18 protein-coding genes and 6 pseudogenes are annotated in these 22,464 nt (G+C 59.8%); 5 read left to right on the top strand and 19 right to left on the bottom strand.

The features are described 5' to 3' along the window. Window positions 1-9: 9 nt before the first annotated feature. From CN933_RS28225 to mctS, 3 genes are all read right to left on the bottom strand, one after another. Complete coding sequence (locus CN933_RS28225) at window positions 10-558, bottom strand: TRAP transporter small permease subunit (RefSeq protein WP_102763029.1); 549 nt, start codon at window positions 556-558, stop codon at window positions 10-12. A 131-nt stretch (window positions 559-689) separates the two neighbouring features. Further along, the gene (mctR, locus tag CN933_RS28220; RefSeq protein ID WP_018098213.1) at window positions 690-1,334 is read right to left on the bottom strand and encodes a two-component system response regulator MctR; all 645 of its coding nucleotides are present in this window, start codon (window positions 1,332-1,334) and stop codon (window positions 690-692) included. Further along, window positions 1,331-2,722 carry a two-component system sensor histidine kinase MctS gene (gene mctS / locus CN933_RS28215; RefSeq protein WP_102763058.1) on the bottom strand — a complete coding sequence of 464 codons (1,392 nt, stop codon included), beginning with the start codon at window positions 2,720-2,722 and terminating at the stop codon, window positions 1,331-1,333. Before mctS ends, mctR begins: the two co-directional genes overlap by 4 nt. A 131-nt stretch (window positions 2,723-2,853) precedes the next feature. Here mctS and CN933_RS28210 point away from each other — a divergent pair. Further along, window positions 2,854-3,096 (top strand): annotated as a pseudogene (locus CN933_RS28210) (mannonate dehydratase); the annotation flags it as partial. A gap of 316 nt (window positions 3,097-3,412) precedes the next feature. Continuing rightward, window positions 3,413-4,441, top strand: a pseudogene (locus CN933_RS28205) (IS110 family RNA-guided transposase). A gap of 745 nt (window positions 4,442-5,186) precedes the next feature. Here the strand turns inward: CN933_RS28205 and CN933_RS28195 are convergent. Beyond that, window positions 5,187-5,507 (bottom strand): site-specific integrase, encoded by a 321-nt coding sequence (locus CN933_RS28195; RefSeq protein WP_102763027.1) that lies wholly within the window; start codon window positions 5,505-5,507, stop codon window positions 5,187-5,189. 320 nt (window positions 5,508-5,827) lie between these two features. Then, window positions 5,828-6,646 (bottom strand): alpha/beta fold hydrolase, encoded by an 819-nt coding sequence (locus tag CN933_RS28190; protein ID WP_102763026.1) that lies wholly within the window; start codon window positions 6,644-6,646, stop codon window positions 5,828-5,830. A 49-nt stretch (window positions 6,647-6,695) separates the two neighbouring features. On the opposite strand from CN933_RS28190, the gene CN933_RS28185 reads away from it, so the two are divergent. Further along, on the top strand, window positions 6,696-7,010 hold the full coding sequence (locus tag CN933_RS28185; protein WP_210204024.1) for an ArsR/SmtB family transcription factor: 315 nt from the start codon (window positions 6,696-6,698) through the stop codon (window positions 7,008-7,010). Window positions 7,011-7,371: 361 nt separating this feature from the next. Here the strand turns inward: CN933_RS28185 and CN933_RS32085 are convergent. From CN933_RS32085 to CN933_RS28150, 7 genes and pseudogenes are all read right to left on the bottom strand, one after another. After that, window positions 7,372-7,564: pseudogene (locus CN933_RS32085) on the bottom strand (carbon-nitrogen hydrolase family protein); the annotation flags it as partial. Between the two features lie 139 nt (window positions 7,565-7,703). After that, window positions 7,704-8,216, bottom strand: coding sequence for a GrpB family protein (locus CN933_RS28175; RefSeq protein ID WP_102763023.1), 513 nt, complete (start codon window positions 8,214-8,216; stop codon window positions 7,704-7,706). A gap of 109 nt (window positions 8,217-8,325) precedes the next feature. Continuing rightward, a complete protein-coding gene (locus CN933_RS28170; protein WP_102763022.1) occupies window positions 8,326-8,811 on the bottom strand; it encodes a GNAT family N-acetyltransferase in 486 nt (161 codons plus the stop codon). Window positions 8,812-9,183: 372 nt separating this feature from the next. Next, window positions 9,184-10,770: a BCCT family transporter gene (locus CN933_RS28165; protein WP_102763021.1), complete on the bottom strand. Its 1,587-nt coding sequence runs from the start codon at window positions 10,768-10,770 to the stop codon at window positions 9,184-9,186. Window positions 10,771-10,914: 144 nt separating this feature from the next. After that, window positions 10,915-11,307: pseudogene (locus tag CN933_RS28160) on the bottom strand (hypothetical protein); the annotation flags it as partial. A 206-nt stretch (window positions 11,308-11,513) separates the two neighbouring features. Continuing rightward, window positions 11,514-12,218: pseudogene (locus CN933_RS28155) on the bottom strand (GSU2403 family nucleotidyltransferase fold protein); the annotation flags it as partial. A 259-nt stretch (window positions 12,219-12,477) separates the two neighbouring features. Then, window positions 12,478-13,470: a LysR family transcriptional regulator gene (locus CN933_RS28150; protein WP_245425191.1), complete on the bottom strand. Its 993-nt coding sequence runs from the start codon at window positions 13,468-13,470 to the stop codon at window positions 12,478-12,480. Window positions 13,471-13,625: 155 nt separating this feature from the next. Here CN933_RS28150 and wrbA point away from each other — a divergent pair, with 155 nt between their 5' ends. Together wrbA and CN933_RS28140 are read left to right on the top strand one after the other, a co-directional pair. Next, complete coding sequence (gene wrbA / locus CN933_RS28145) at window positions 13,626-14,264, top strand: NAD(P)H:quinone oxidoreductase (protein WP_102763019.1); 639 nt, start codon at window positions 13,626-13,628, stop codon at window positions 14,262-14,264. Window positions 14,265-14,266: 2 nt separating this feature from the next. Continuing rightward, on the top strand, window positions 14,267-15,445 hold the full coding sequence (locus CN933_RS28140) for an MFS transporter (protein WP_102763018.1): 1,179 nt from the start codon (window positions 14,267-14,269) through the stop codon (window positions 15,443-15,445). A 543-nt stretch (window positions 15,446-15,988) separates the two neighbouring features. Here the strand turns inward: CN933_RS28140 and CN933_RS28135 are convergent. From CN933_RS28135 to CN933_RS28105, 7 genes and pseudogenes are all read right to left on the bottom strand, one after another. Continuing rightward, window positions 15,989-16,294 (bottom strand): hypothetical protein, encoded by a 306-nt coding sequence (locus CN933_RS28135; RefSeq protein WP_102763017.1) that lies wholly within the window; start codon window positions 16,292-16,294, stop codon window positions 15,989-15,991. A gap of 78 nt (window positions 16,295-16,372) precedes the next feature. Then, window positions 16,373-16,690, bottom strand: a complete 318-nt coding sequence (locus tag CN933_RS28130) for a DUF1476 domain-containing protein (RefSeq protein ID WP_102763016.1) — start codon at window positions 16,688-16,690, stop codon at window positions 16,373-16,375. Between the two features lie 184 nt (window positions 16,691-16,874). Further along, the gene (locus tag CN933_RS28125; protein WP_102763015.1) at window positions 16,875-17,438 is read right to left on the bottom strand and encodes a dual specificity protein phosphatase family protein; all 564 of its coding nucleotides are present in this window, start codon (window positions 17,436-17,438) and stop codon (window positions 16,875-16,877) included. A gap of 266 nt (window positions 17,439-17,704) precedes the next feature. Next, window positions 17,705-18,742 (bottom strand): TerC family protein, encoded by a 1,038-nt coding sequence (locus CN933_RS28120; RefSeq protein ID WP_102763014.1) that lies wholly within the window; start codon window positions 18,740-18,742, stop codon window positions 17,705-17,707. 319 nt (window positions 18,743-19,061) lie between these two features. Beyond that, entirely contained in the window at window positions 19,062-19,886 is an 825-nt protein-coding gene (locus CN933_RS28115) for a universal stress protein (protein WP_180980833.1), read from the bottom strand. 543 nt (window positions 19,887-20,429) lie between these two features. Beyond that, a complete protein-coding gene (locus CN933_RS28110; RefSeq protein WP_102763012.1) occupies window positions 20,430-21,620 on the bottom strand; it encodes an extracellular catalytic domain type 1 short-chain-length polyhydroxyalkanoate depolymerase in 1,191 nt (396 codons plus the stop codon). Between the two features lie 424 nt (window positions 21,621-22,044). After that, window positions 22,045-22,238: pseudogene (locus CN933_RS28105) on the bottom strand (CorA family divalent cation transporter); the annotation flags it as partial. Window positions 22,239-22,464 lie beyond the last annotated feature (226 nt).

Here is a 22,464-nt window from a genome sequence, read left to right as displayed (position 1 = left end):
TTCCCGGCGTTAGAGCGTCTGGGCTTCGGCGTCGGCGAGTGCCGTTGCGTCGGGCATTTCGCCTCGCAAAATCGCTATGCGCTTGATGAGCTCGGAGACACCTTGCAGGGCCAGCAGGCCGAAGCCGATGGGAATCAGCGCCCAGACCGGCCAGAGAAGCAGGCCGCCGGTGTTGTTCGACACCTCGCCGCTTAGGAACTTCGACACGACTATCGGCCAGGAGAGATAGATGGTGATGAGGCAGAAAGGGAACAGGAAGAAGATCGTGCCGAGAATCTCGACCAAGAGCTGGGCCTTGCGCGGCATGTGGGCGTAGACAAGGTCGACCTTCACATGTTCGCTGCCAAGTAGGGTATAGGCAGCCGCGACTAGGAAGACCGCGGAAAACAGGTACCACTGCGCTTCGAGCCACGCGTTGGAGCTCAGGTTGAAGAGCTTGCGCGTGACGGCGTTGACGGCACTAATCAGCACCGCGGCAAGCAGCAGCCACGATACCGATTTTCCAATAAACGTGTTGAGCGCGTCGATGGCGCGCGACAGCGACAAAAGGCCGGACATGATGAATTCCTCCCCGGGCCGGCACCCTCCGCCGGCCGTCATCGGAACTCGTATGGCGTCCTTATTGTGTGAACAAGACAGCTGGGATCACCAATTAAAACCTCCTACCCAGTAGTGGGTAGGCCTACCGGTCAGCCGTCCGTGAGGCTAAAACCGCTGTCGATCGCGTAGCGAATAAGGCCAGCGGTGCTCGAAATTCCAAGCTTCTTTTTGATGTTCTTGCGATGTGTTTCGACCGTCGCCTCAGAAAGGGCCAGCGACTGGGCAATGGCGCGGTTGCTCTTGCCGGATGCCAGCAGCATCAGCACGTCCTGCTCGCGGGTGGTCAGCGGATTTGCGGGCTCACTCGGCCGGCGATCGAGAAGAACTTCGGAGACGCCGGTGGAGAAATAGGTCCGCCCCGCAGCAACGGTCTCGATCGCCGTGACGATCTCGTCAGTCGAAACATCCTTGAGGACATAACCGGACGCGCCATGCAGGACAGATGCGGAGATGTATTCTCGGCTGTCATGCATGGACAGCATCACGATGCGACAGTCGGGCAACTTTGCCTTGAACAGCTCGATTGCCTCGATTCCGCTGAGCTTCGGCATGTTAATGTCGATTAGCACGACCGCTGGGTTCGTCTGAATCGCGACTTCCAAGCCGGTCAGCGCCAGGCCCGCCGTGCCGACCACCTCTACATGCGAAAACGTCTCCAGCACGGCCCGAAGGCCGTCGAGAACCAGCGGGTGATTGTCGATGAGGACGACCTTGATTGGCTTGACAACACTCATGCAGCTTCCGTCCGGTTCTCCAGGCTGACATTGGCCGAAAGAGGAAGAATCGCGGTTAGCACAGTTCCTTCCGGCTTGCTCCGGACGAGGAGAACACCGCCGAAATGCGCCATGCGCTCCTGCATGTTGCGAAGGCCAAGGCCGCTCTGCTGCCCGGTCCGGCCAAGGCGAGCGCTCTCTTCGAAACCGTTGCCATTATCCGAAACCGTCATACGCATCCGGCCACGATTACTCCAGAGCTTGATCCGCACCTCGCTGGCGCCCGAATGGCGCTCGATGTTGTTTAACGCCTCCTGGGCAACCCTGTAGAGCGCCGTGCTCGCTTCGGTCTTCAGCCTGTCCTTGCCGGCGTCGGCCTCCAGTACCGTGCGGATGCCGGTCCGTTCGGAGAAATGGTTGCTCAGTGCTGTCAGCGCAGCGGTCAGACCGAGGTCGTCGAGCGCGGGCGGCCTCAGATCGTGCGACAGTCGGCGGACCTCCTTGATGGCGACGTTGAGCGCCTCGACGGCCTTATCGATGGCGCCGGAGGCGTCATCGGTGTGGTTCCGGACCTTTCGGCCGGCAAGGTCGATTGCATAGCGCACGCCGACAAGGTTTTGCGATATGCCGTCGTGCAATTCGCGGGCAAGGCGTGCGCGCTCTTCCTCCTGGGTGTCGATGATGCGCTGTGTGAGGGCCTTGAGCTTGTTATCTGCCATGCGCCGTTCACGCAGCGTGACGAGCATGCAGGTGGCAAAGACGATCATAACGGCGGGCACAGCTATCAACGCCACCACGAGGAAGGTATGGCCGATCTTTTCGCGCAGGTCCGCTTTCGCTGCCGCCGTCTGGGCGAAGACGTCATCAAGATAAACCCCGGTTCCCAGCATCCACTGCCACTTGTCCAGTCCCATGGCGAAGGAGAGCTTGTCGGCCATCGTGCCGGATGAGGGTTTCTCCCACTTGTACTGATACAGACCGCCGCCTTCCTTGGCCTTCTGGATTAGGTTGGCGATCACTTGGTTGCCGTCAGGGTCGGTCAGATCCAACCAGTTGTGGCCCGGCCGGAAGGTCTGCCGCGGGTGCACGACATTGTTGCCACCGTAGTCATAGACGAAGAAATAGCCGTCCCGGCCGTAGTCGAGAGACGTAAGAATGCTGCGCACGCGATCCTTGGCCGCTTCATCGTTCGCATCCGCCGCGGCATAAACGTCCTCGATCGCCGACCGGGCGAGGTTGGTGAGGTTGAGCAGCTCAGTCTCCTTCGCTTTTAGCATATTGCGTTCGAACGTGTCGATGCTGCTCTGCGCGAGGCTCGTAGCCTGCCACGTGATAAAGGTGGTAATGGTGAGGATCGCAATGACGAGCGGCACGACCGCAAGAGCGACGATCTGATGGCGAAGGTTCACGGCACTCCCCGGATGCATCTATTGAGACGATAAAGGTAAAGCGAGCCACGGCTCCGCGCCAGACCCCTCGTCTCACGTAGTCAAAAATGCTCCTCAGGAGCGTGTTCGCTTGGCTTGGTGGGCGGCACCGTTTCTACGAATCCGAGCATCTGGACAGCGATACTGACATGGTGGCGACGATCCGCGCACTGCTGACCGAAGAGGCACTGCGCAAAGCCGAGGGGCGTGCCGACTGGCAGATCCCGATGCGGCCCGACCATGGGCCATCGCCGCTTTCTGACCTCGACCGCCCGGTGATGCCGGGCTATCCGTTGATCGGACGCCTCAGGGGGTTGGCCGAGCTGCGCGGCGTCATGGCGGCGCCCGAGGGCTGATAACCGGTTGCTCTCGATAGGGGCATTCTGCGCGCCGGCGAGCTTCATCCCAAAGCGCTTCGTCGACCTCGTCCGGAAATGGGTCACGCATTGCAGAACACGGTCGATTACGTCGCCTAGTTCTCACATTAAGTGACAAAATCCAAAGTGGATTCTGGTGGTTGGGAGGGACGAGTTCCGACCCATCTGAGACGTTCGACGGAGTGAGGTTTGACGACTGGAATGGTGAAGATGGGGTGGATGCCAGCCTCCCCGACGGCATCGCAATGTGCCAAGTTTGTGGTGTTAGCGCCACGTAAAGGAGAGGCAGGCATCCATGAAAAAGGTTACCATCATCGGGGTCGATTTAGCAAAGAACGTCTTTCAGCTGCACGGGGCGGCGGCTGACGGATCAGTCGTATTTCGCAAGAAGCTGTCGCGCCCGCAGGTCCGGAAGTTCATGGCGGCCCAGCCGGCCTGTATCGTGGCGATGGAGGCGTGCGGGAGTGCTCACTACTGGGCCCGCGAGATTGCCCGGCTTGGTCATGAGCCGAGACTGATTGCCCCTCGCTACGTGAAGCCGTTCATCAAGCGGCAGAAGAATGATGCAGCGGATGCGGAGGCGATTGTCGAGGCGGCGCAGCGGCCGACAATGCGCTTCGTCGAACCGAAGACCGAAAGGCAGCAGGCCCGGGCAATCTGTTTCGTATCCGTGAGCAGTTGGTCAATCAGCGCACCGAATTGGTCAATGCGCTGCGCGCGCACCTGTATGAGTTCGGCTATGTTGCCCCGCAAGGCGTTGGCTATCTGAACCATCTGTCAGAGATCGTTGAGGATGAAGACACCGAGCTACCGGGTCTGGTCCGCGATACCTGCTGCGATCTGCTGAACCTGATCGTCCAGCTGACCGGTCGGATTGACATGCTGGAGAGGAAGATCGCTGCATTGTCGAAGCATGGCACGATGACCAGGCGCTTACGGACCATTGCCCGGTGTGGGGCCCATCGGCGCCCTCGCTGTGGAAACCTTCGCGCCCCCCATGGAAACGTTCAAATGCGGCCGGGATTTTGCCGCCTGGCTCGGATTGGTGCCGCTGCAGAAGTCGACCGGCGGCAAGAAACGGTTAGGGAAAACGTCGAAGATGGGCCAATGCGATATTCGACGTCTGCTCATCATCGGGGCCATGGCGGTGATACGATGGGCATGCCGCAAGGGTGCACCCGAAGGCTCCTGGCTTGCCCGCATGATGGCGAAGAAGCCGCGCATGCTGGTCGCGATCGCGCTGGCCAACAAGATGGTACGGGGCATCTGGGCGATGCTGACGAAACAGGAGGGTTACCGGGGTCCGGCGATGGTGGCTGCATGATCAGCAGCAGCGCACCTGAAGCCGGTCCGTCGGGGATGTGAGGAAGGCATGAACCGCATGGGCAAATGATCGATCAGATCGGGGTCAGGAGAACCAGTAAAAACCACAGAGCTTCAAGCTCGCCGTGAAGATTTGGACCTGATCCGCGCATCACCATACCGGCCCGCGGCATGTGAATGGCCGCAACGGAGAGGCCTGACACAAGACCGCAACTCGATCACATGCTCAAAAGTTCAAAATCTTCCTTGCAACACGGCTGGCATCCACACAAGGTTTTTCGATGCGGGCCGCGGCGCAACGGTGGCGGCTGGGCCTGTGTGGCCCGCGTTGAAAAACCTCCCAAGAAGAGGCCGCGGGGGCTGGGTGGAGCGACTATGGGGAAAGCGTGCGCCGGCGGTTGCTCAAGGTGGCCATCGGTGGGAGCGTCAGGCACAGAAGGATAACCGCGAAGGCTTACAATAAGACGGTCGGGATCGGGATCGCAGGTCTTTCGTAGGCTGGCCTCGGCGGTTTTGCGGGGGGCCGGCTTGCCTGACGCAGACCGGCGCCACCCCGGAACGCATTGGAGATCCCGGCCGGCCTTTGCTGATGTGACATGCGTTTCGTCATGCGGCGTCCTTTCGGGTGGCGCACGGGATCTGGGGGTCTGGCCGCGTCGGAAGATCTCGATGATGCGCATCGGGCCGCCGCAGTCGGGGCATGGCTCTCTCAGGGTGAGCGGGGTTCTCGGAAACCTTTTCGACGCTCAAGCCCACGGGCAACGTCCCGGCTGCCGCCGGAACTGCATATGCCGCTTCATCTCCTCACGGCCGCAGGTAGTGGCGAAAAAGAACCGCAGCGCCACGATGCGGGCGTTGAAGGTCGTCGGCGTGACGCCGGCATTGGTCATGTGCAGTTGGTAGGCGCGCAGGTCGTCGGGTGTCGCCGTATCGGGTGATCGCTTCAGAAACCCTGCGAAATCCTTGATCGCCCGAATATGCGCCTGCTGGGCTTTGTCGCCCAGCCCACGGATGCGCATGTCTTCGAGCATCCGCTCGCGCAGCAGGGTGGTCCTCTCCTCCGTCATGGCAACCTCCTGTCTGAAGATTGAGAACACCCCAATCGTCAGCCAGAACGGCAAACCCGCAAATGCACGTTCAGATCATTGCTGCACCCTCACCACGGGCACCAGTGCCGCGCGAGCGGCTTCGTCCATGGGGCCGACTGCGGACTGTCCGGTCCTGGAATATGCCCAGCCGGTAGCTGCCGTTCGGCAAGCGACCCCTTCCAAGACATTCATTGGACTTGATCGCGCAACTACAAACCGGATATTCTGCACTGAACAAACCGTGTCGCAGGTTTCGGGAATTTTGCGACATGTCGGCAAGCTCTGCGGATAATTCCGTGCTACCCTTGGGCGAGCCGTTTCAGGACAGCCGCTACGATAACCTCGGGCCGATCTTCCTGAACAAGATGCCCGGAATCCGGTATGGCGATGCACTTGGCATCGGAGATCGCCGTCGCTAGGGCCACACCTTTCTCGAAGGGTATCCATTCGTCATTCTGGCCCCAAAGGACTGTCACCGGGCATTCCATCCGCTCGTAACGTCCTTCGACCTCATCGGTGTATTTCTGATCCATCTGCGCGATTTGGCGATAGAACGCGGGCTGGCCTACTGCCCCGAGCCACGGTGCGCTGTAGATTTCCAATGCCTGTTCTGACAGCGGATTATAGGCGGCGGTCTGCAAGTAGGCTCGTAGAATCGCCCGGTGCATATAGTCCGGCATCCCCGAGAAGGCAGCTTCATGCTTGCGCACATGCTGGACCAAAGCGGACCCCCAAGGAGCAAGGGCAACGGCGTCGAAGATCGTCAGGGAACGATAACGCAAACCGTTCAGGTAATAGGCGCGCAGCGCCGTGGCCCCACCAAAGTCATGTGCCAGCACATCGGGACGGTCGAGGTTCCATTCTGCGAACAGAGCGGCGAGGGTCTTGTTCTGGACAGCCAGAGACACGTCTTGCCCCTCGCGCATCTCCGATAGCCCGTAGCCGACCAGATCGAAATAGTAGATGGTCCTGCGGTCGGCGAGCTGCGGCACGATTCTACGCCAGACCTGCGAGGAAAAGGGCGTCCCATGAAGCGCCACCAGCGGCGGCCCGTTCCCGATCTTACCCCAACGAACGGCGTTTCCTTCAATGATCGTGGTATGGCGCAGGTCCAGCATGGTGACGACTCACATTGCAACTTAGCTAAATGACAATATGATAAGGGCCATGGACAGATCAACCCAAATCAAAGCCATGGCGAGCGAGCAGCGCCTAACGGTCCTGCGACTGTTGGCGGAACCGCAAAAGCATTTCGGCCACCAATGGTCCGCCGATCCGGTCGAGTTCGGCGTCTGCATGACATTGATTGCCGAGGCCCTAGCCGTTGCGCAGCCTACGGCAAGTCGGCATCTGGAAATTCTCAAGCAAGCGGGATTTATCACGGTGCGGAAGCACCTGAAATGGTCGTATTGCAGGCGGGATGAGGCTGCGATCAGGGACTATCTGGACTGGTTGGCCAGCGAGCTTTCCTCAACGGGATAGCTCTGCCATCTGCCGGTGTCGCAGAAATCCTAAAGCTCGCTACGTTACAGGTTTCGGGATTTTTGCGACGAAGGAGTGTATTTGAATTTCGTATACGGATTACTTGAAGACTCTCGTGCATGGGTTCCCATCAGAAGCGGGGAATCCGGCGATTTCGTCTATCGCCGTCACGATGATCTTGCCTACGCAAAGATTGCCTCGCGCGCCCGGATTGCTGACCTTGCAGGCGAGCGCGACCGCCTCGCTTGGCGGCACGGCCGAGGCGTGGCCTGCCCCGTGATAATCGATTGGCGGAGACGCAGGAAGGGGCTTGCTTGACGATGACGACAATCCCCGGCAAGCTTGGCCGACGGCTGGCGGATGTGGTGAAAAGCTGCGGTGTAAGATTCGCCTGTCTTTGCCGCGCGAGCGCGTACACGACGTTTGAAATTTCCGTTTAGGGTCATTGTGAGGCCTTTCACGTTCCGGACGTAGTTCCCCAGCAACCCGCCGAAACGTTCGGACCAAGACAATCGACCCGAGACGACAGTCCCTTTGCCTCTGTTCAAGACCATGCTGGGGGAGGTCTAGGAGGTTAGGCGTAGGCCACGCCGAGCGAATGATGCGCCGCCCCGCACTGATTCGTCAATCAGCATTGATCACTCGCGAAGAACGCTTCTGGCGCGCTCCGGCCAAGGCGGTAGTCGGCCCTGGTCACCGCGTCTCTCTTTGGGCCGCGCGGACTATTTCGGAGATGAAGGCACTCGTTCCCGACGTATAACGATCCCCATCATACGGAAACTGCGCCGCAAGTTGGCTTTTCGGGGCCAGGTATGCAGCAGCCACGTCGTCATGTTGACGAAGATGATTTCGGAAAAGCATCCGCTGTTCGTGGGTCTGGTTTGAGGGCGGGCAGAGGTAGGCCCTGATCTGAGGCGCAGGGCGTTCCAAAAGGAAAGCCCAAACATTGTCATCGTAGCGATTGCCACGCGGCTCGAATCCAGCGTTGATGAGGTTCGCGCTTGCGTCGGGAATGTCGGCCAACCCGGATAGGGTTACATCAATGTCGAGCTTCGGCTTTGCGGCCAAACCCGGTACAGCCGTGCTGCCTATGTGGTCGACAGCCAAGACGCATTTGCCAAGCGTTGTTCTTAGCAAAGCTTCAGCCGCTGAAAAATCTTTCAACCAATTCGCATCGTAAGGGACGAGTTCGACTAAGCTCGGCATGTGCGCATCCGTCAGATATGGCGAACAACCGATGTTAGCCGATCCGGCCAGTGCAAGTCTTCTATCGGCACTCAGCGACATGGCCGCTGTCGGTCCTTGGCCGTCATTGCTAGTCGACCAACCTTTTCCGATATCGGTGAGTGGAGACGACGAACTTCTGACTGATGCCAGGCGGAACCCAGAGAGCACCGTCGAATGTGTCGATGAAGCACCAACCCTGTCGGATGTAAAAACGTTCGGCTCGGATGTTGCCCGCTGTGCAAAAAAGCTCCGCCTGAGATACCCCGTCTTGCCGCAAAGCGTGTTCTGCGAAACCCAACAAGGCGGACGCCACGCCGGTGCCCCGAGCGCCTACACCAACGTAGAGTTTGACGACTTCGATCCCCATCAAGGAAACGAAACCAATCAGGTTGTCGCCTGATCGAGCAACGTAGAAAGTATCTGGCGCTTCCTTCAACCAGATACGGAAGTGACTCTTCGTCCGGTAAACTAGAGCCTCTGGAGGAACCAGTTCGGCATGAGCGTCATGCCATCCCTGATGCCAAAGGCGAATTATCGCCTCCTCGTCTTCGGGGGCTGCTGGTTGAATGTCCATATGGCTTCGCTGTCGTTCTGAAGGATATCCAGGAAAATTGGAGCTTACGTAAAGCCCCATGGATGACAACCCCTAGGACGGGGCCGCTCATGGCGCACAGGCGGCGTGACGCCGCTTTCAGAATCTTGATATGGAGGCGCAGTGCTGCCGTTCACAGTTCTTAACCGCGGACGTCGCTTTAGGGTCGGAGCGAACCACGAGCCCAGTGCATAGCTTTTTGAGAGGATGGTCCACGTTCTGGTCCAAAAAGATCGCATTAATACATCAACAGGAACGGCGACCGCCTCTCATCAGTCCAGATTACCTCGACTTCACGATGGCCGCAGATTGCGGTTACGCTCTACCGCTCCGACCTCTTGCTTTGGGCATTTTTCACCGCGATTCGGACAGAAGCGTCTTCCAAGCCGCCACCATCATAAGCAGGAGAAGAAGGGCGAAGGGGAAGCCGGTGGCGATGGCGCTCGCCTGAAGTGCGGCAAGCCCGCCACCGAGCAGCAGCGCTATGGCGACGAGGCCCTCGAAAGTGGCCCAGAAGACGCGTTGCGCCACGGGAGCGTCAACCTTGCCGCCGGCGGTGATGGTGTCGATGACCAGCGAGCCCGAATCGGACGATGTGACGAAGAACACGATCACCAGTACGATACCGATTAGGGAGGTCAGTCCCGCCAGCGGCATTGGCTCCAGCATCCGGAACAGTGACAGTTCAGGCGTGTAGGCCGCGACAGTCTCCTGTACACCTTGATAACCATCGTTCAGGAACTGCGAAAGCGCGGTGCCCCCGAAGGCTGACATCCAGAAGATCGACGCGATCGTCGGGATGAGCAGCACGCAGACGATGAATTCGCGTACGGTGCGGCCTCTCGATATGCGGGCGATAAACATTCCGACAAAGGGCGACCAGGAAATCCACCAAGCCCAATAAAAAGCGGTCCAGCCATGCACGAACTCGTCATCTGTGCGCCCGAAGGGATTGGACAGCGCCGGCAGATGAGTCACGTAGGACCAGGTGTTGGTGAAGAAGCCGGCGGCGATTTCCATGGTCGGTCCCAGGGCGAAGACGAAAGAAACCAGCAGCACGGCGAGAACCATGTTGATCTCGGACAGGCGTTTGACGCCTGCGTCGAGCCCCGCGACGACCGAGACAAGTGCAATCGCCGTAATCCCGGTAATGAGGAGAACCTTCATCATATCTGTCACCGGAACGCCGTAGAGGAAGTTGAGGCCGGCCAGCGCCTGTTCGGCGCCGAAGCCGAGAGATGTCGCGAGCCCGAAAAGTGTCGCGAAGACGGCCATGATGTCGATGATGTGGCCGATCCAACCACGTACGCGTTCGCCGAAAATCGGGTAAAAGGCGGAGCGCACCGACATAGGCATGCCCTTGTTGTAGGCGGCCAAAGCCAGCGAGAGGCCGACGACGGCATAGATTGCCCACGGATGCAAACCCCAGTGATAGATGGTGGCTGCCATGGCGGCTTCGCGCGCAGCCTCGACCGTTTCAGCATTCACCACGCCCGCGGGCATCGGGCTGGCGATTCCCAGAGGCGGGTTGTTGAAATGGTACATCGGCTCCAGCACCCCGAAGAACATCAGTCCGATGCCCATGCCAGCGGCGAAAAGCATCGAGAACCAGCCGGCATACCCAAAGTCTGGCATGGCTTCGGCCCCGCCGATGCGCACTCGACCCAGCGGCGACAGTACGATGGCGAGGCAAAACAGGACGAACAGATTGCCTGCTATGATGAACAGCCAATCGAAGGTCGAGGTGAGCCACACGCGCAGTTCGCCAAGCGCCGGGCCTACAGAGTCCCTGAAGATCAGCGTGAAGATGACAAAGCCGACGATGATAGCCGCCGAGACGAAGAAAACCGGATTGTGAATGTCCAACCCTAGAATCCGGACGTTGTCCTGGCCGGCCTCGAGGCCATGTTCCTCGGTTGCTGTCTTTTCAACAGATGACATGCTCCCCTCCATAAACTTTCACCGTGCGTCGGTTCGGCCATCGTACATATGACCGTTTGCAACTTGACTCGGTTATACCGGGATCGTGGTCCTGATTGCGACATTGCGGCGGCAATTGTGACCTACGTGGGACCCTCACGCCGCAAGCTGCTGCAGGACCGTGTCGTCGCTGACCGGCATGCCGAGCCGTCGCATCAAGCGCTCGCCGGGACTGCCGCCGGCGCTGTGGCCGAGCAGATCGGCAAATTTCGAAGAGCCTCCTTGTCCGGCGCGCATAAGCGGAAGCAATCGTCGGCAGTCGATCGGTGAATGTTGGTCGTTCACAGTTCTGATGCGCACACCGCCAGCGTCCGGCAGATCTTGAAGGCTTCGATTGGACCAGCCATGCCGACTTCGGGTCCGCCCGCAATCAGGGCAGATGCCGAACGCGGGTCCGGAAGCGGAGACAACCCAATCATCTGTAAGCGCGACACCCAGAACTTTTGCCCCGGGTTCCCGACGAGCGAATGCAGGCGGCGGGCCGTCCGTGCAGAGCAGTCGTTCTCCATCCCCCAATTCGAGCCGCATGGGCGCTGTATCGGGCGAACTGGCGTTCATCTGGCAAGACGATCTGACGGATGACGAGCGGGCCTTGATCGAAAGCCTTGAGGTTCTCCCGATCGATGGGCCGAGCAGAATCCCTGTTCCAGCACAAGCTAGCGACGCCAGGGTAGTCCGTGGGCACGATTTCCTCTGTCATGTCCCTAATCCTTGCCGAGTTCTTCCGGTTTCACGCCAAGGGCGTCTGCAAGAGCTTCCTTCCCATCATCAGGCATCAGGGCGAGGCCAGCCGCAAGCCCTTCCTGCCACGACGGCTCGCGATCCCATGCCTCCTGGTATGCGTCCGCCAGAGCGACGCCCTGCCGAGTTTGCAGCATGGCCTCGAAGAGCGTTGCCGCCTGCAAGAGGTCCTTTGCCCGCTTCGCCCTCCCGAGTGCGTCTGGGAGCCGCCTAGAGGCCACGATAAGCTTGTGGACTGCATACCTCTCGGGAGCCGGGACATTCACGCTCACGCCTTCCCTATGCAGCAGCACGGTCCTGACAGGCTCGTAGATCAGGTAGTCGAGGAACCGGAGGTTTTCCACCGATGCGCCACCGAGGGCAGGCATGGGCGAGGGCCTGCCCGTGTATTCATCCGATCCCCGGTTGCTCGTCAGGAATTCCACCCGGTAGTTGTTCCGGTTGACGAACGCAGTCACCCGCGCCTTGTCGGCCTGATGTGGGACCGCCCGAAAGGACGGATCAACCCCGTGCAGGATGTCCAAGATTGGCGGCAGGCTGTCATCGACCTCCTGCGAAATGGCGAAATCCATTGCCAGGTCGGCACCACCAGTCTGCATCGCCGTCGTCGGCAGTCGCACGCCAAGCACGCCCGAATAGCAGCCATAGGCGACCGATCCGACGAGGACGCCGATGACGGCATGGGAGTCCATGTCGAATATCCTTCGAGGACTTGGCGAGAACTTGTCATAAGCATTTTCGGTTCGCCGACGGATGCTGGGTCTAGCTACCCGGCCTGTGTTCCATGACGCCAGGCGACTGCTTTATGCGCACATTGCGCGATCGTAGGATATGGCGGATCATTGGAAACGCAAGCTCCCGCTCCCCGGCGATTTACCCACAGCGTCGCTCAAAACTGCGCTCTGTTATAATGTTTATGCGAACAAATTATAACTCCGGCGAGTTCCTGCAAACGTGGGCTTTCTTTACGGTTGTTTCACTTTGAATCAATGCCGCCGCAACATCACCCTGTGGCAGGTCGGACATCCGCAACAGCGCGTCGCAAAATGCACGTGCCGCGGGACCGAGATGCTCATCGGTGCTGTGCATCAGGAAGGCGGGTGTCAGCGTTTCGCCTTGCAGGCCGAATTCAGCGGCGGGTACCCGCACGAGCCGACCTTCCGCCAGGTCTCGCTCCGCCAGCCAGAGCGGCAGGTTTCCCCAGCCGATGCCGGCGCGGATCAGCGCATGCTTCGTCATGTTGTCACCGACCCGCCAGGTTCCCGGGGAGAGGACATTGAAGTCACGGCCCTGCGTAAGTGGGGAGGGGTCTTCTGCGACGATCTGCACATGATCGGCCAAGTCCGCTGCCGTGATCGGATCACCTGCCGCAGCCCGAAGCCCAAGCGGGTGGTTCGGGGAGACGACTGCCGCGCGCGTGACAAATGCGAGTGACCGTCGCTGGATACGTGGATCAGGAATGTCGATGCCACTGATCGCCAACACGCAACGACGTTCCCTGAGCGCATGCACCGCTTCTCCGAGCGATGCAGTAAGCACCCGCACCGCAACGGAGGGATAAGCCTCATGAAGTTCCCTCAGCGCCGCACCAGCGAGCCAGAGCGGGAACTGTGGATCGAGCGCGATTGTCAAGCCAAGTTCCACTCCTTCACCAAGGCCCCGCGCCCGCGCCCGCATCGTATCGGCCTTGAGGAGGATCGCGCGTGCGTCACTGAGCAACGAACGGCCCTCTGGCGTCAGCACCGGGCGATGTCCGGAGCGGTCGAAGAGACTGAGCCCGAGCTCCGCCTCCAGATTCGCTATAGCGTGGCTTACCGCCGACTGGACGCGGGAAAGGCGCGCAGCGGCCGCGCGGAAACTGCCCGTCTCCGCGATGGCGACGAAGATACGCATTTGGTCGAGCGTAAGAGCATCCAGCATGATCTATTCCATCGATCGACTTGAACGATCCTTTCTCAATTATCCTGATCGATTTCCCATGTCATCTATTCGTTGAAAAAACAACCAGCGCTGACCGGCACCGCGGCAACGCCCCCGCGTTCGTGTCACCCAGTGCAAAGCAAGGATCAGGACAGATGACCAAGGTGCTCGTGCTCTACTATTCCTCTTACGGCCACGTCGAAGCGATGGCGAAGGCTGTCGCGGAAGGCGCCGGACAGGCGGGCGCCACCGTGGCGCTCAAGCGCGTGCCGGAGCTCGTGCCGGAGGCGGTTGCCAGGAGGTCAGGGTACCGGCTCGACCAGGACGCCCCTGTTGCGACCGTCGCCGAGCTTGCCGATTACGATGCGATCATCATCGGCACGCCAACCCGCTACGGCAACATGGCGAGCCAGATGAAGAACTTTCTCGACCAGACCGGCGGCCTTTGGGCCGAGGACAAGCTCGTCGGTAAAGTGGGCAGCGTCTTCACCTCGACGGGCAGCCAGCACGGCGGGCAGGAGTCGACGATCCTGTCTACGCACATCGTCATGCTGCATCTCGGCATGGTTATCGTGGGCTTGCCGTACAGCTTCAAAGGCCAGATGCGCATGGACGAGATCACCGGCGGTTCGCCCTACGGCGCTTCCACGCTGGCAGAGGACGAAAACCACGGCGATAGAAGCCCCAGCGCCAACGAACTGGACGGCGCCCGGTTTCAAGGCAGACATGTGGCCGAGATCGCGGCTGCCATCACGCTGGGTCACAGACAGCGCCTGCCGGAGCTGGTCCGTTGAACATGCCCCCGTTCGCAGCGGTCGGATCAGCCTGGCCCAGGATCGTCCTTGTCGTAGGCGCGGGCGTGGTGTCCGCCTTCCAGGTCGGCAAGGCACCGATGGCGCTTGCGGCTGTGCAGGCGGACCTGGCACTCAGCCTCGCCACGGCATCGTGGCTCATCTCGATCTTCGCTGTTACTGGCGCCTTGGTCGGTGCACCGATCGGACTGGCTGTCGACCGCATCGGCGCCAAACGAATGGCCGTCGCCGGCCTCCTTCTGCAGGCGGCGGGTTCGGCGCTCGGAGCAGTATCGGCGAGCGCCGTCACGCTGCTCGCGACAAGGGTTGTCGAAGGCCTAGGCTTCCTCTGCGTAGTCGTTGCGGCACCCGCTCTGATCACCGCAGCAGCACCAAATCATATCCGCGACAGGGCCATGGCTCTCTGGGCAACCTTCATGCCGATCGGCATCACGGTGATCATGCTGGCCGCGCCTCTGCTGAGCCTCCTAACCTGGCGTGGTTTCTGGCTCTTGAACGCTGCAACCCTCGTCGGGTTTGCGTTGCTTCTCGGGTGGAGCCTGCGCCTGCCGGACACCCATTCTCGACCACACCGGAATATCCGTCAGGATATCGGCGAGGCACTTGTTTCGAAGGGGCCTTGGGTATTGGGAGGGTTGTTTGCGGCGTTCTCAGCCGCCTACTTCGCCGTATTCGGCTTTCTGCCGTCGCTCCTTTCTCAGCGCCTCGGGATCAGCAACGAGGCGGCGAGCATGCTCAGCGCGCTGGCAATAGCGGCGGGCGGCGTTGGTAATCTCGTGTGCGGGCAGTTGCTCGCCCGCGGCTTCCCGGCGGCACAACTGCTGCTCTTCAGCTTCTGCACCATGGCCCTTTGCGGGGTCGGTGTCTTCAGCCAAGTTCTTTGGGCCGTTGCTGCCTATGCTCTCTGCGTCGTCTTCTCCTTGGTCGGCGGGCTGATTCCCGTCGTGATCTTTGATAGCGCGCCGCGCAAAGCTCCACGTCCAGAACTCGTCGGGGTCACTATTGGCTTCGCTATGCAGGGCAATAACCTTGGTCTGATCATCGGCCCAGCCACCGCCGCCGGCATTGCCGGCGCATTCGGCTGGCCAATGGTTTCCGCCCTTGTCACAGCGATCGCCATCGCGGCAGCGCTGCTGGCGCTCACCTTCAACGGCAGACAATAAACTGGAATCGGCCGCGATGATGCGCCTCACTAAAACAGCCGCAGGTCCTTGGCGCTACCACCGCTGGACGCCTCAGCATGCTCCCAATCCACCGGACTGCTTCTACGCCGCTGGCTGAGGTGGTGACAGTCGCCCAGTTACCTGGGCGAAGGTCGACTTGGAGCCCAACCCGGTTCCTTCAGGTGTCGCCGTCAGCGGCACAGGTGGCGCACTTGATGCCGAATCGGGAGACGAAAGGTAGCGGTTGAGGCACGACATTAGCGGCTACATATTGGGGCTCCCGGACACGGCGCGGCCGGGGCCTTCTTCATCGGCGGCATTGCCGCCCGCACTTCAAGGCGAGGGATAGGAGTCGACGTCCGGACGGGGCATGATGCCGACTGCTGATCGTCTGAGGGAACGACGTCAGGTCACTAGCTGTCCAACGGCACGTGTGCGCCATGTGCGGACAAGAGGCCCACCCTTGCTTTCCCTAAGAGTGGACAGCTCAACCGGATTTCGCCACCCCTGCGTATAGTCTCCGCAACATGGCAGCGCTAACCCTTAAATCCCTGATCCGTCGAGCTCTCTCTCGTCTTCGCCTTCCCAGGGTGAGGGCATCGAGGTGCGATCGAGATTGGCCGAGGGCATCGGCATCCAACACTTCAATTCCGGCTCGGCGTATTCGATGATGCGGCCGGGCGAGGAATCAGAGGCGCGCCAGCCATCTGCACCGAACTGATCGCCATTCGACCAATATACGAGGTCAACTTCTGCCGCCCCCTGCTCGGACGGGCGGATCGTGACCAGAATCCGACTGCCGTCTTTCGGCGCGCTTGCCATGTGTCGCCAGGGGTTTGGTTCGGCCATTATTTTCTCCTCCTGCCTCGCTGCAGGAACGGCGCTGCTGTTCGTGCCCCCGGGGCAATTTGTCGGGTTAAGCGTTGCTCAGTTGTTCTTGATTTGCTCGACTGCAGCCGCCAGCAGTTCATCCATGATGCTGCGGATCTGAGTATCTGAGAGGACTACGCCGGCCACATCGAAATCGGTGCGCACCTTGCGGAACACATCATTGTCTCCTACCTCTTCGAAATCTGCCTGCACCACCTCCTTGGCATAGGTGTCGGCATCCGTGCCCGTTTTGCCGAGCTTTTCGGCGGCCCACAGGCCGAACAATTTGTTGCGCCGGGCCATCGCCTTGAACTTGGTTTCCTCGTCCATCGCGAACTTTTTTTCGAAGCCTTCCTGGCGATCTCTTATGCTCACGGCTTAACCTCCCGGTTCCGGTACGATTTCCGACGTGCCCGATATCCACCGGATCACGGAGCTCGTCGGAATCTAGCATGGCGCGGTTGGACGACACTCGCAAGTCCTGATCGTGTCAGCCGGTGGACGCAAGCTCGTGGCAATCCTTGCGGGGCGACTGCGAAGTGGGCGCGACCCAGAGCACTCAACTCGTCAGACCGAAGAGGACCTTTTCGAAGAACTCCCAGCTTTCATCCATGGCAAAGGCTGCAGAAATGTAAGGAAGGCCGATGTGACCGTAGCGGACCGACAGCTGCCGCTCCGCGATCTCTTCATCAATGCCGGCGATCTGCTGAAGGTAGAGCATCGCGGCCAACCCCGTTCTATCAGCGCCGGCTTGGCAATGGATGAGTATCGGCTTAGGTGCGGTTTGCAGCAACGCGATCAGCTGCCGCGCCTGCCGCAGCGACACCCGTTTCGAAGCCGACAATCGGAAATCAAAATGAGCGATGCCGTCTCGGTTGGCGGCATCGACCTCCCGCAGATACCAGTCTTCGCTGCTCTCGCCCCGGAGATTCACGATGGATTTGATGCCGTATTGCCGTGCATAGCTCGCGACGTCCGCGGCCGAAGGCTGTGCCGAGCGGTAGAGCTCCGCCGGCAGCACCTCGTGGAAATTGCCGGTGAGTTGGAGAACACCCAGATAAGCGCCAAAAATCAGCGCGGTTGCGCCGGCCGAGCCTGCGACTGCCTTCAAGAATCTGTTCATATTCAACCCTGTTGTTGCACACGAAAGTGGGCGAAGTCAGCACACCTGGCTTTCCGCCTGGAGCGCCAGGCGCGTTTTCTGCCGCCGTAACGGCGAGTTCCGGTCGGCCTCTTATCATCCGTGATTGCCGTCGGATTCATGATTGGGGGAGCAATATCTCCTGGGACCTGTCCAAATACTGACAAGTCTGTGGGACTTGGCTTGGCAGCGCCCTCCATCGTCTGGTGTTACATGCTCACAGTAAGCATCACCGGCAGCCCGGCGCTTCACCCCCTGTGCGTCATACGAGAACTGCGGGTTCGGAGCACGGAATAGGCGATGGCCCCCCCGATCACGAGCAGGGTCACAAGCAATGCCCACTGTGGCGCGAGGTAAGGCACCCAGCCGAGTTCTTTCGAGAGGCCAAAATTCCAGATGATCTTTGCTCCGATCAAAACGAGCACGAGTGAGAGGCCGTACTTCAGGTATTTGAAATGCGCCGCCGCTGCGGCGAGCATGAAGTACATGGAACGCAAGCCCAGGATGGCGAATACGTTGGAGGTGTAGACGATGAAGGGATCACGCGTGACCGCAAAGATTGCCGGGACAGAATCGACGGCGAACACGACATCGGCGGTTTCCACCATCGCCAGCGCTAGAAAGAGCGGTGTCGCGTAGAGCGTCGCGTGTCCGGTCGCGGGATGCGGGAGGCGCAGGAAGAAATGGTGGCCGTACAGTTGGTCTGTCACCCGCAGGTGTTGACGGGCGAAGGCCAGAATTCTGTTGTCCTCAAGCGTGAACTCCGCATCGCGTCCGGTGATCATCTTCCAGCCAGTGTAGATAAGGAAAACCCCGAAGACGTAGAGCACCCACGTCCACGAATTCACGACCGCGGCGCCAAGCGAGATGAAAATCCCGCGAAACACGATCGCTCCTATGATCCCCCAGAACAGCACACGGTGCTGATATTCGCGAGGGATGCAAAAGTGGGTGAAGATCAACGAAATGACGAAGATGTTGTCGAACGCCAGCGCCGTTTCGAGGAGATAGCCGGTGAAGTATTGGATGACCGCCTGGCGGTTTAGATCGGCGGGAATCTCGTAATACTGCGGATCTGGCTCATAGAGGAGACCGACATACAGTCCGAACAGCACGGCCAATGTGGCAAAACTGGCCCACATCAGCGCGCTCTTTTTAGGCGAGATGATTTGGTCCCTTCGGTTGACGATGCCGAGATCAATCCACAATAGGCAGCCAATAAGGCTTAGGAAGCCAAGCCAGAGCCAAACCGTCTGTCCCGCAAACTCAATGGAAAGGGAGTTCAAAGGGCCGCTCCTTTCACCGCCGAGATTTAATCGCGTGCTATGAAAGGATTGCGGGTGGAGAAGCACCACCGCCTAAGCGGGGGCAAAATGTGCGCTCACGCCCACAATCCTCCAGTCCGACATCGCGATCGCTCTAGGACCGCCAGAGGGGCCCGGTCTGGCACCGATAGGATAGGATTTCCGGTAAGCTAGTCAATTCCTCCGATAAGTGTACGGGCGCGTATCGGCGTCAGCTGGTCTTCCTGTTTGCCCCTCGCAGAGGGATTGGACCTTGTCGCGACGACAGCCCGACCAATTCCAGAGCTGTGCAGGGTCAAAATCATCGAACCATCATCACGGGCACAACCTGTGCGTCGATCATCGCTTGAGTAACGCCGCCGAAGACCTTCTCGCGAACACGCGAATGCCCGTACGCGCCCATGACGATCAGATCGGCCGACGTTTCGACCGCATGCTGGTTGAGGACGTCTTCGACCCGACGTCCGGCACCTCGAAGCCGATCGATCGTCACCGTGATGCCCTGGCGAGCCAGATAGGAAGCGATGTGATCGCCCGATTCTTCGGTTGCCGCCGTGACCGCTCGAGACTCGACCAGGACAACGTTCACGCCGTCGGCACCTCTCATCATCTCCAGCCCTTCTCGTGCGGCCCGCACGGCTTCGACGCTGGAGTTCCACGCCAGAAGAATCTTCCTCGGTTTCAAGTTGGCTGATCGGAGATCGGGCGCAAGGAGGATCGGGCGCGCCGAATGGAAGAGGGCACCTTCTATCATGAGGCGCCGCAGACGTTTATCCGCTCTCAGGCTTGGACCGATTAAAGTGATGTCGGAATATCGAGCACATTCTCCGAGATCGTGTTCTATCCGCATCGAATCTGCGTATCTTCCGAGGACATCGAAAGAAATGCCGGTGTTGTTAAGAGTGTCCCGAGCTCGCTCGATCGCCTGCCCGAGTTCCTCTACGTGACTGGTCCTGTCGTAGTCCCATGAAACAGCCGCAAAGTCTCTGATCGGAGGCAGCGTTGCCATTGCCGCGGGCATAACTGTGAGGTGCACATTGTGCGCAGAGCAAAGATCCGCAGCTGCCCGAAGATCACCTTCGAACTGGTTGACACCAACCACAAGGAGAAGGGTTTTGTAGGTCATCATCTGATCTCCCGAAACCGGAGGGTGGAAGACAGTTTGCGCTCACCTAATGACGGGCACAAGAACCTCGCTCGGAATGGACGCACAGCTCTTTGGACTTCAGGTTTACCGAGTGCTTGAAGACCGACCGATATTGGCGCTGCCGGCGGCGGGATGGTTCAAATGGCTGTACCGCGCGTCCCTTGAATATTTTGGCCCTGAAACAGTCGTCACGCATCATGTCGCGGACATGAGGAAACAGCGCCGGACGTCACCGCTTTGGGCTGCCGAGCAGGAATTTCCCGCAATACCGATTTCCTCCTGCCGCGGATCCGCAATTCGGAAGTGATGTTGTGCCTGCTCGCCAGACAACAAAAAAGGCCGGGCAAACCCGACCTTCCTCACATCGCTTCAATTCCAGTGCCAGTACATCCGTGGTCAAAGTCTCAAGCGACTTGCGGCCCCGGGAACATCCTCAGACGCTCGCCAGCAAGGCCGATGGGCAGACATATAGGGGCAGATTGTGTTCGCAACAAGCCCATCATGCTCCTTGCGGCTATCTTCTTACCGCATCAGACCCGCGGCCCGAAGCGCATCGTTTATGACCTTGGCGATCCTGCCGTCCGAAGCGGTCCCAGCGGCGTTCGATCGCGACCTTGCGTAGTGCAATGCCTTCTTTATCGTGGATGACGCCGAATTGGGTTCTTCTCGGCGGACGAGACTGCCGGCTGCCTCAGCCTCCTCTACATCTGCCACCGTGGCCAGACCCCATGAATGGGCGATACGCACAGTCGAGGAAATCCCAGTCTCAAGCATGTGCGGACCGGCTCTCCCGATCGGTACATCGCTGCTCGTCGCCAGAGGAACGCCGTGGGCCATGCCTTTGACGGAGTAGGCCTCGACGACCTGCCTGCCTTTCGCGTCGAGCCAAAGTTTGCGGGTATGGCCGTGTATCAACTCGCTCCGAGTTGGCTCCGTGGCGAGGCCGTGAACGCCGGACCATTGCTTGACGATCTGGTCCGCGTTCCCGGGTCGGACCGTCTGGTCATGCGTCCCGTGCCAGATCGAAATCGAAGGCCAGAGCCCCTTGTGGTTCGATGCGCTCTTGAGTACGGACTGAAGCCTGGAGACAGTCGGCGGATTGCGGCCTTGCATTCGCTCGAACGCCTCAGCGACCGTGCCTGCCACACCATAAGGCAGCCCGCTGATGATTGCGCCGCCCGCAAATATGTCGGGATAGGTCGACAGCATGACGTTCGCCATTGCGCCGCCTGCTGACAGGCCTGTGACAAAGATGCGCTTGGGATCGATGCCTTGCGACTGGACGAGATGGCCGATCATCTGCCGGATGGACAACGCCTCTCCCGCATCCCGCCTGATGTCGCCTGGCTCGAACCAGTTGAAGCAGAGGTTGGCATTGTTCGATCGCTGCTGCTCGGGATAGAGCACCGCAAATCCGCGTCGCTCTGCGAGTTGAGACCAGCCGGATCCAGTTGCATAGCCCTCTGCCGTCTGTGTGCAGCCATGCAGCGCAACCACAAGCGGGGCGTCGGGGGCCATGATCGACGGCAGAAACAGCCACGCCTTCAATGTTCCAGGATTTGAGCCAAACCCGGCGATTTCGACCAAGCGGTGATTTTGTGGGGGCTTGTTGAGCAATGCCGTCTCCTCGGCCGCCAATTGGGCCTGAACTGTTGATGTGGGGACGATTGCTGCGTCGCACAATGGGAGTCTCAGGTTAATTCGCGTGCACATTTTTCTGAGGGCTTACTGGCGGTGCAAATTCCAATCGAACAGCAGAGCCGCCGACACAACAGGGGCAGGGATGCCATGCGCCCCGCGGATTATCTCACGACGCCAGTAATGCGTTCCCGGACAGCCTCCACGGCCACAAGGCATGGAGACCGCGCAGCGAAGAAGGGGCAGCACCTGGTCGCGCCGCAGTTCCCCGCGAAAGATGACCGGAACGCCTGAGATCATCTGCTAGTGTGGTTCACGATCCTGACCTACCGCGATGGCGGCTGCAACATCGCAAGATTACTCCCTGCAGCGTTGCCAAGCACCTTTGAGAGGCGGTGGTTGCCTCGATCTGGCGTGAGCCAAGGTGGGCGTAGCTCCGCCTAAGAGCTATGCCCCCTCGCATGTAAGGCCAGTCGACCGACGCTCATCTCCGGCTTCTTCAGAGCCAGCCGCGCCTCTTGAAAAACAGGTACGGCATAACGGCCGAAAGAATCATCAAGCCGATCGCGAACGGATCGCCGAACTGCCATTGGAGTTCCGGCATCACATCAAAGTTCATGCCGTAATCGGGGCGACGAGCGTCGGCGGGAGAAATGCGACCGCCGCCACGGAGAAGATCTCGATGATCATGTCGGCATTGCCGACGGAGCAGATGGTTCGTACGCATTACTAAGTCAGCAACCGCTCAGACGCTGGCATTCAATTCTGACAGCTCACACACGCTATCGCCGCCCCCCACGCATCCGGTGAACCCCGATTGCGTCAACGACAGTTCCGGCGTGGTGGCCCGGTATTCCTACGGCAGAACTGCCGCGATCGCCTCGGCCAGACGGTCGACATTCTCGATCCGAGGACGGGA

Origin of the sequence: Sinorhizobium sp. M4_45, from assembly GCF_002885915.1 — a bacterium.
Taxonomy (GTDB): domain Bacteria; phylum Pseudomonadota; class Alphaproteobacteria; order Rhizobiales; family Rhizobiaceae; genus Sinorhizobium; species Sinorhizobium meliloti_A.
This window is presented reverse-complemented; position numbering and strand designations above follow the sequence as displayed.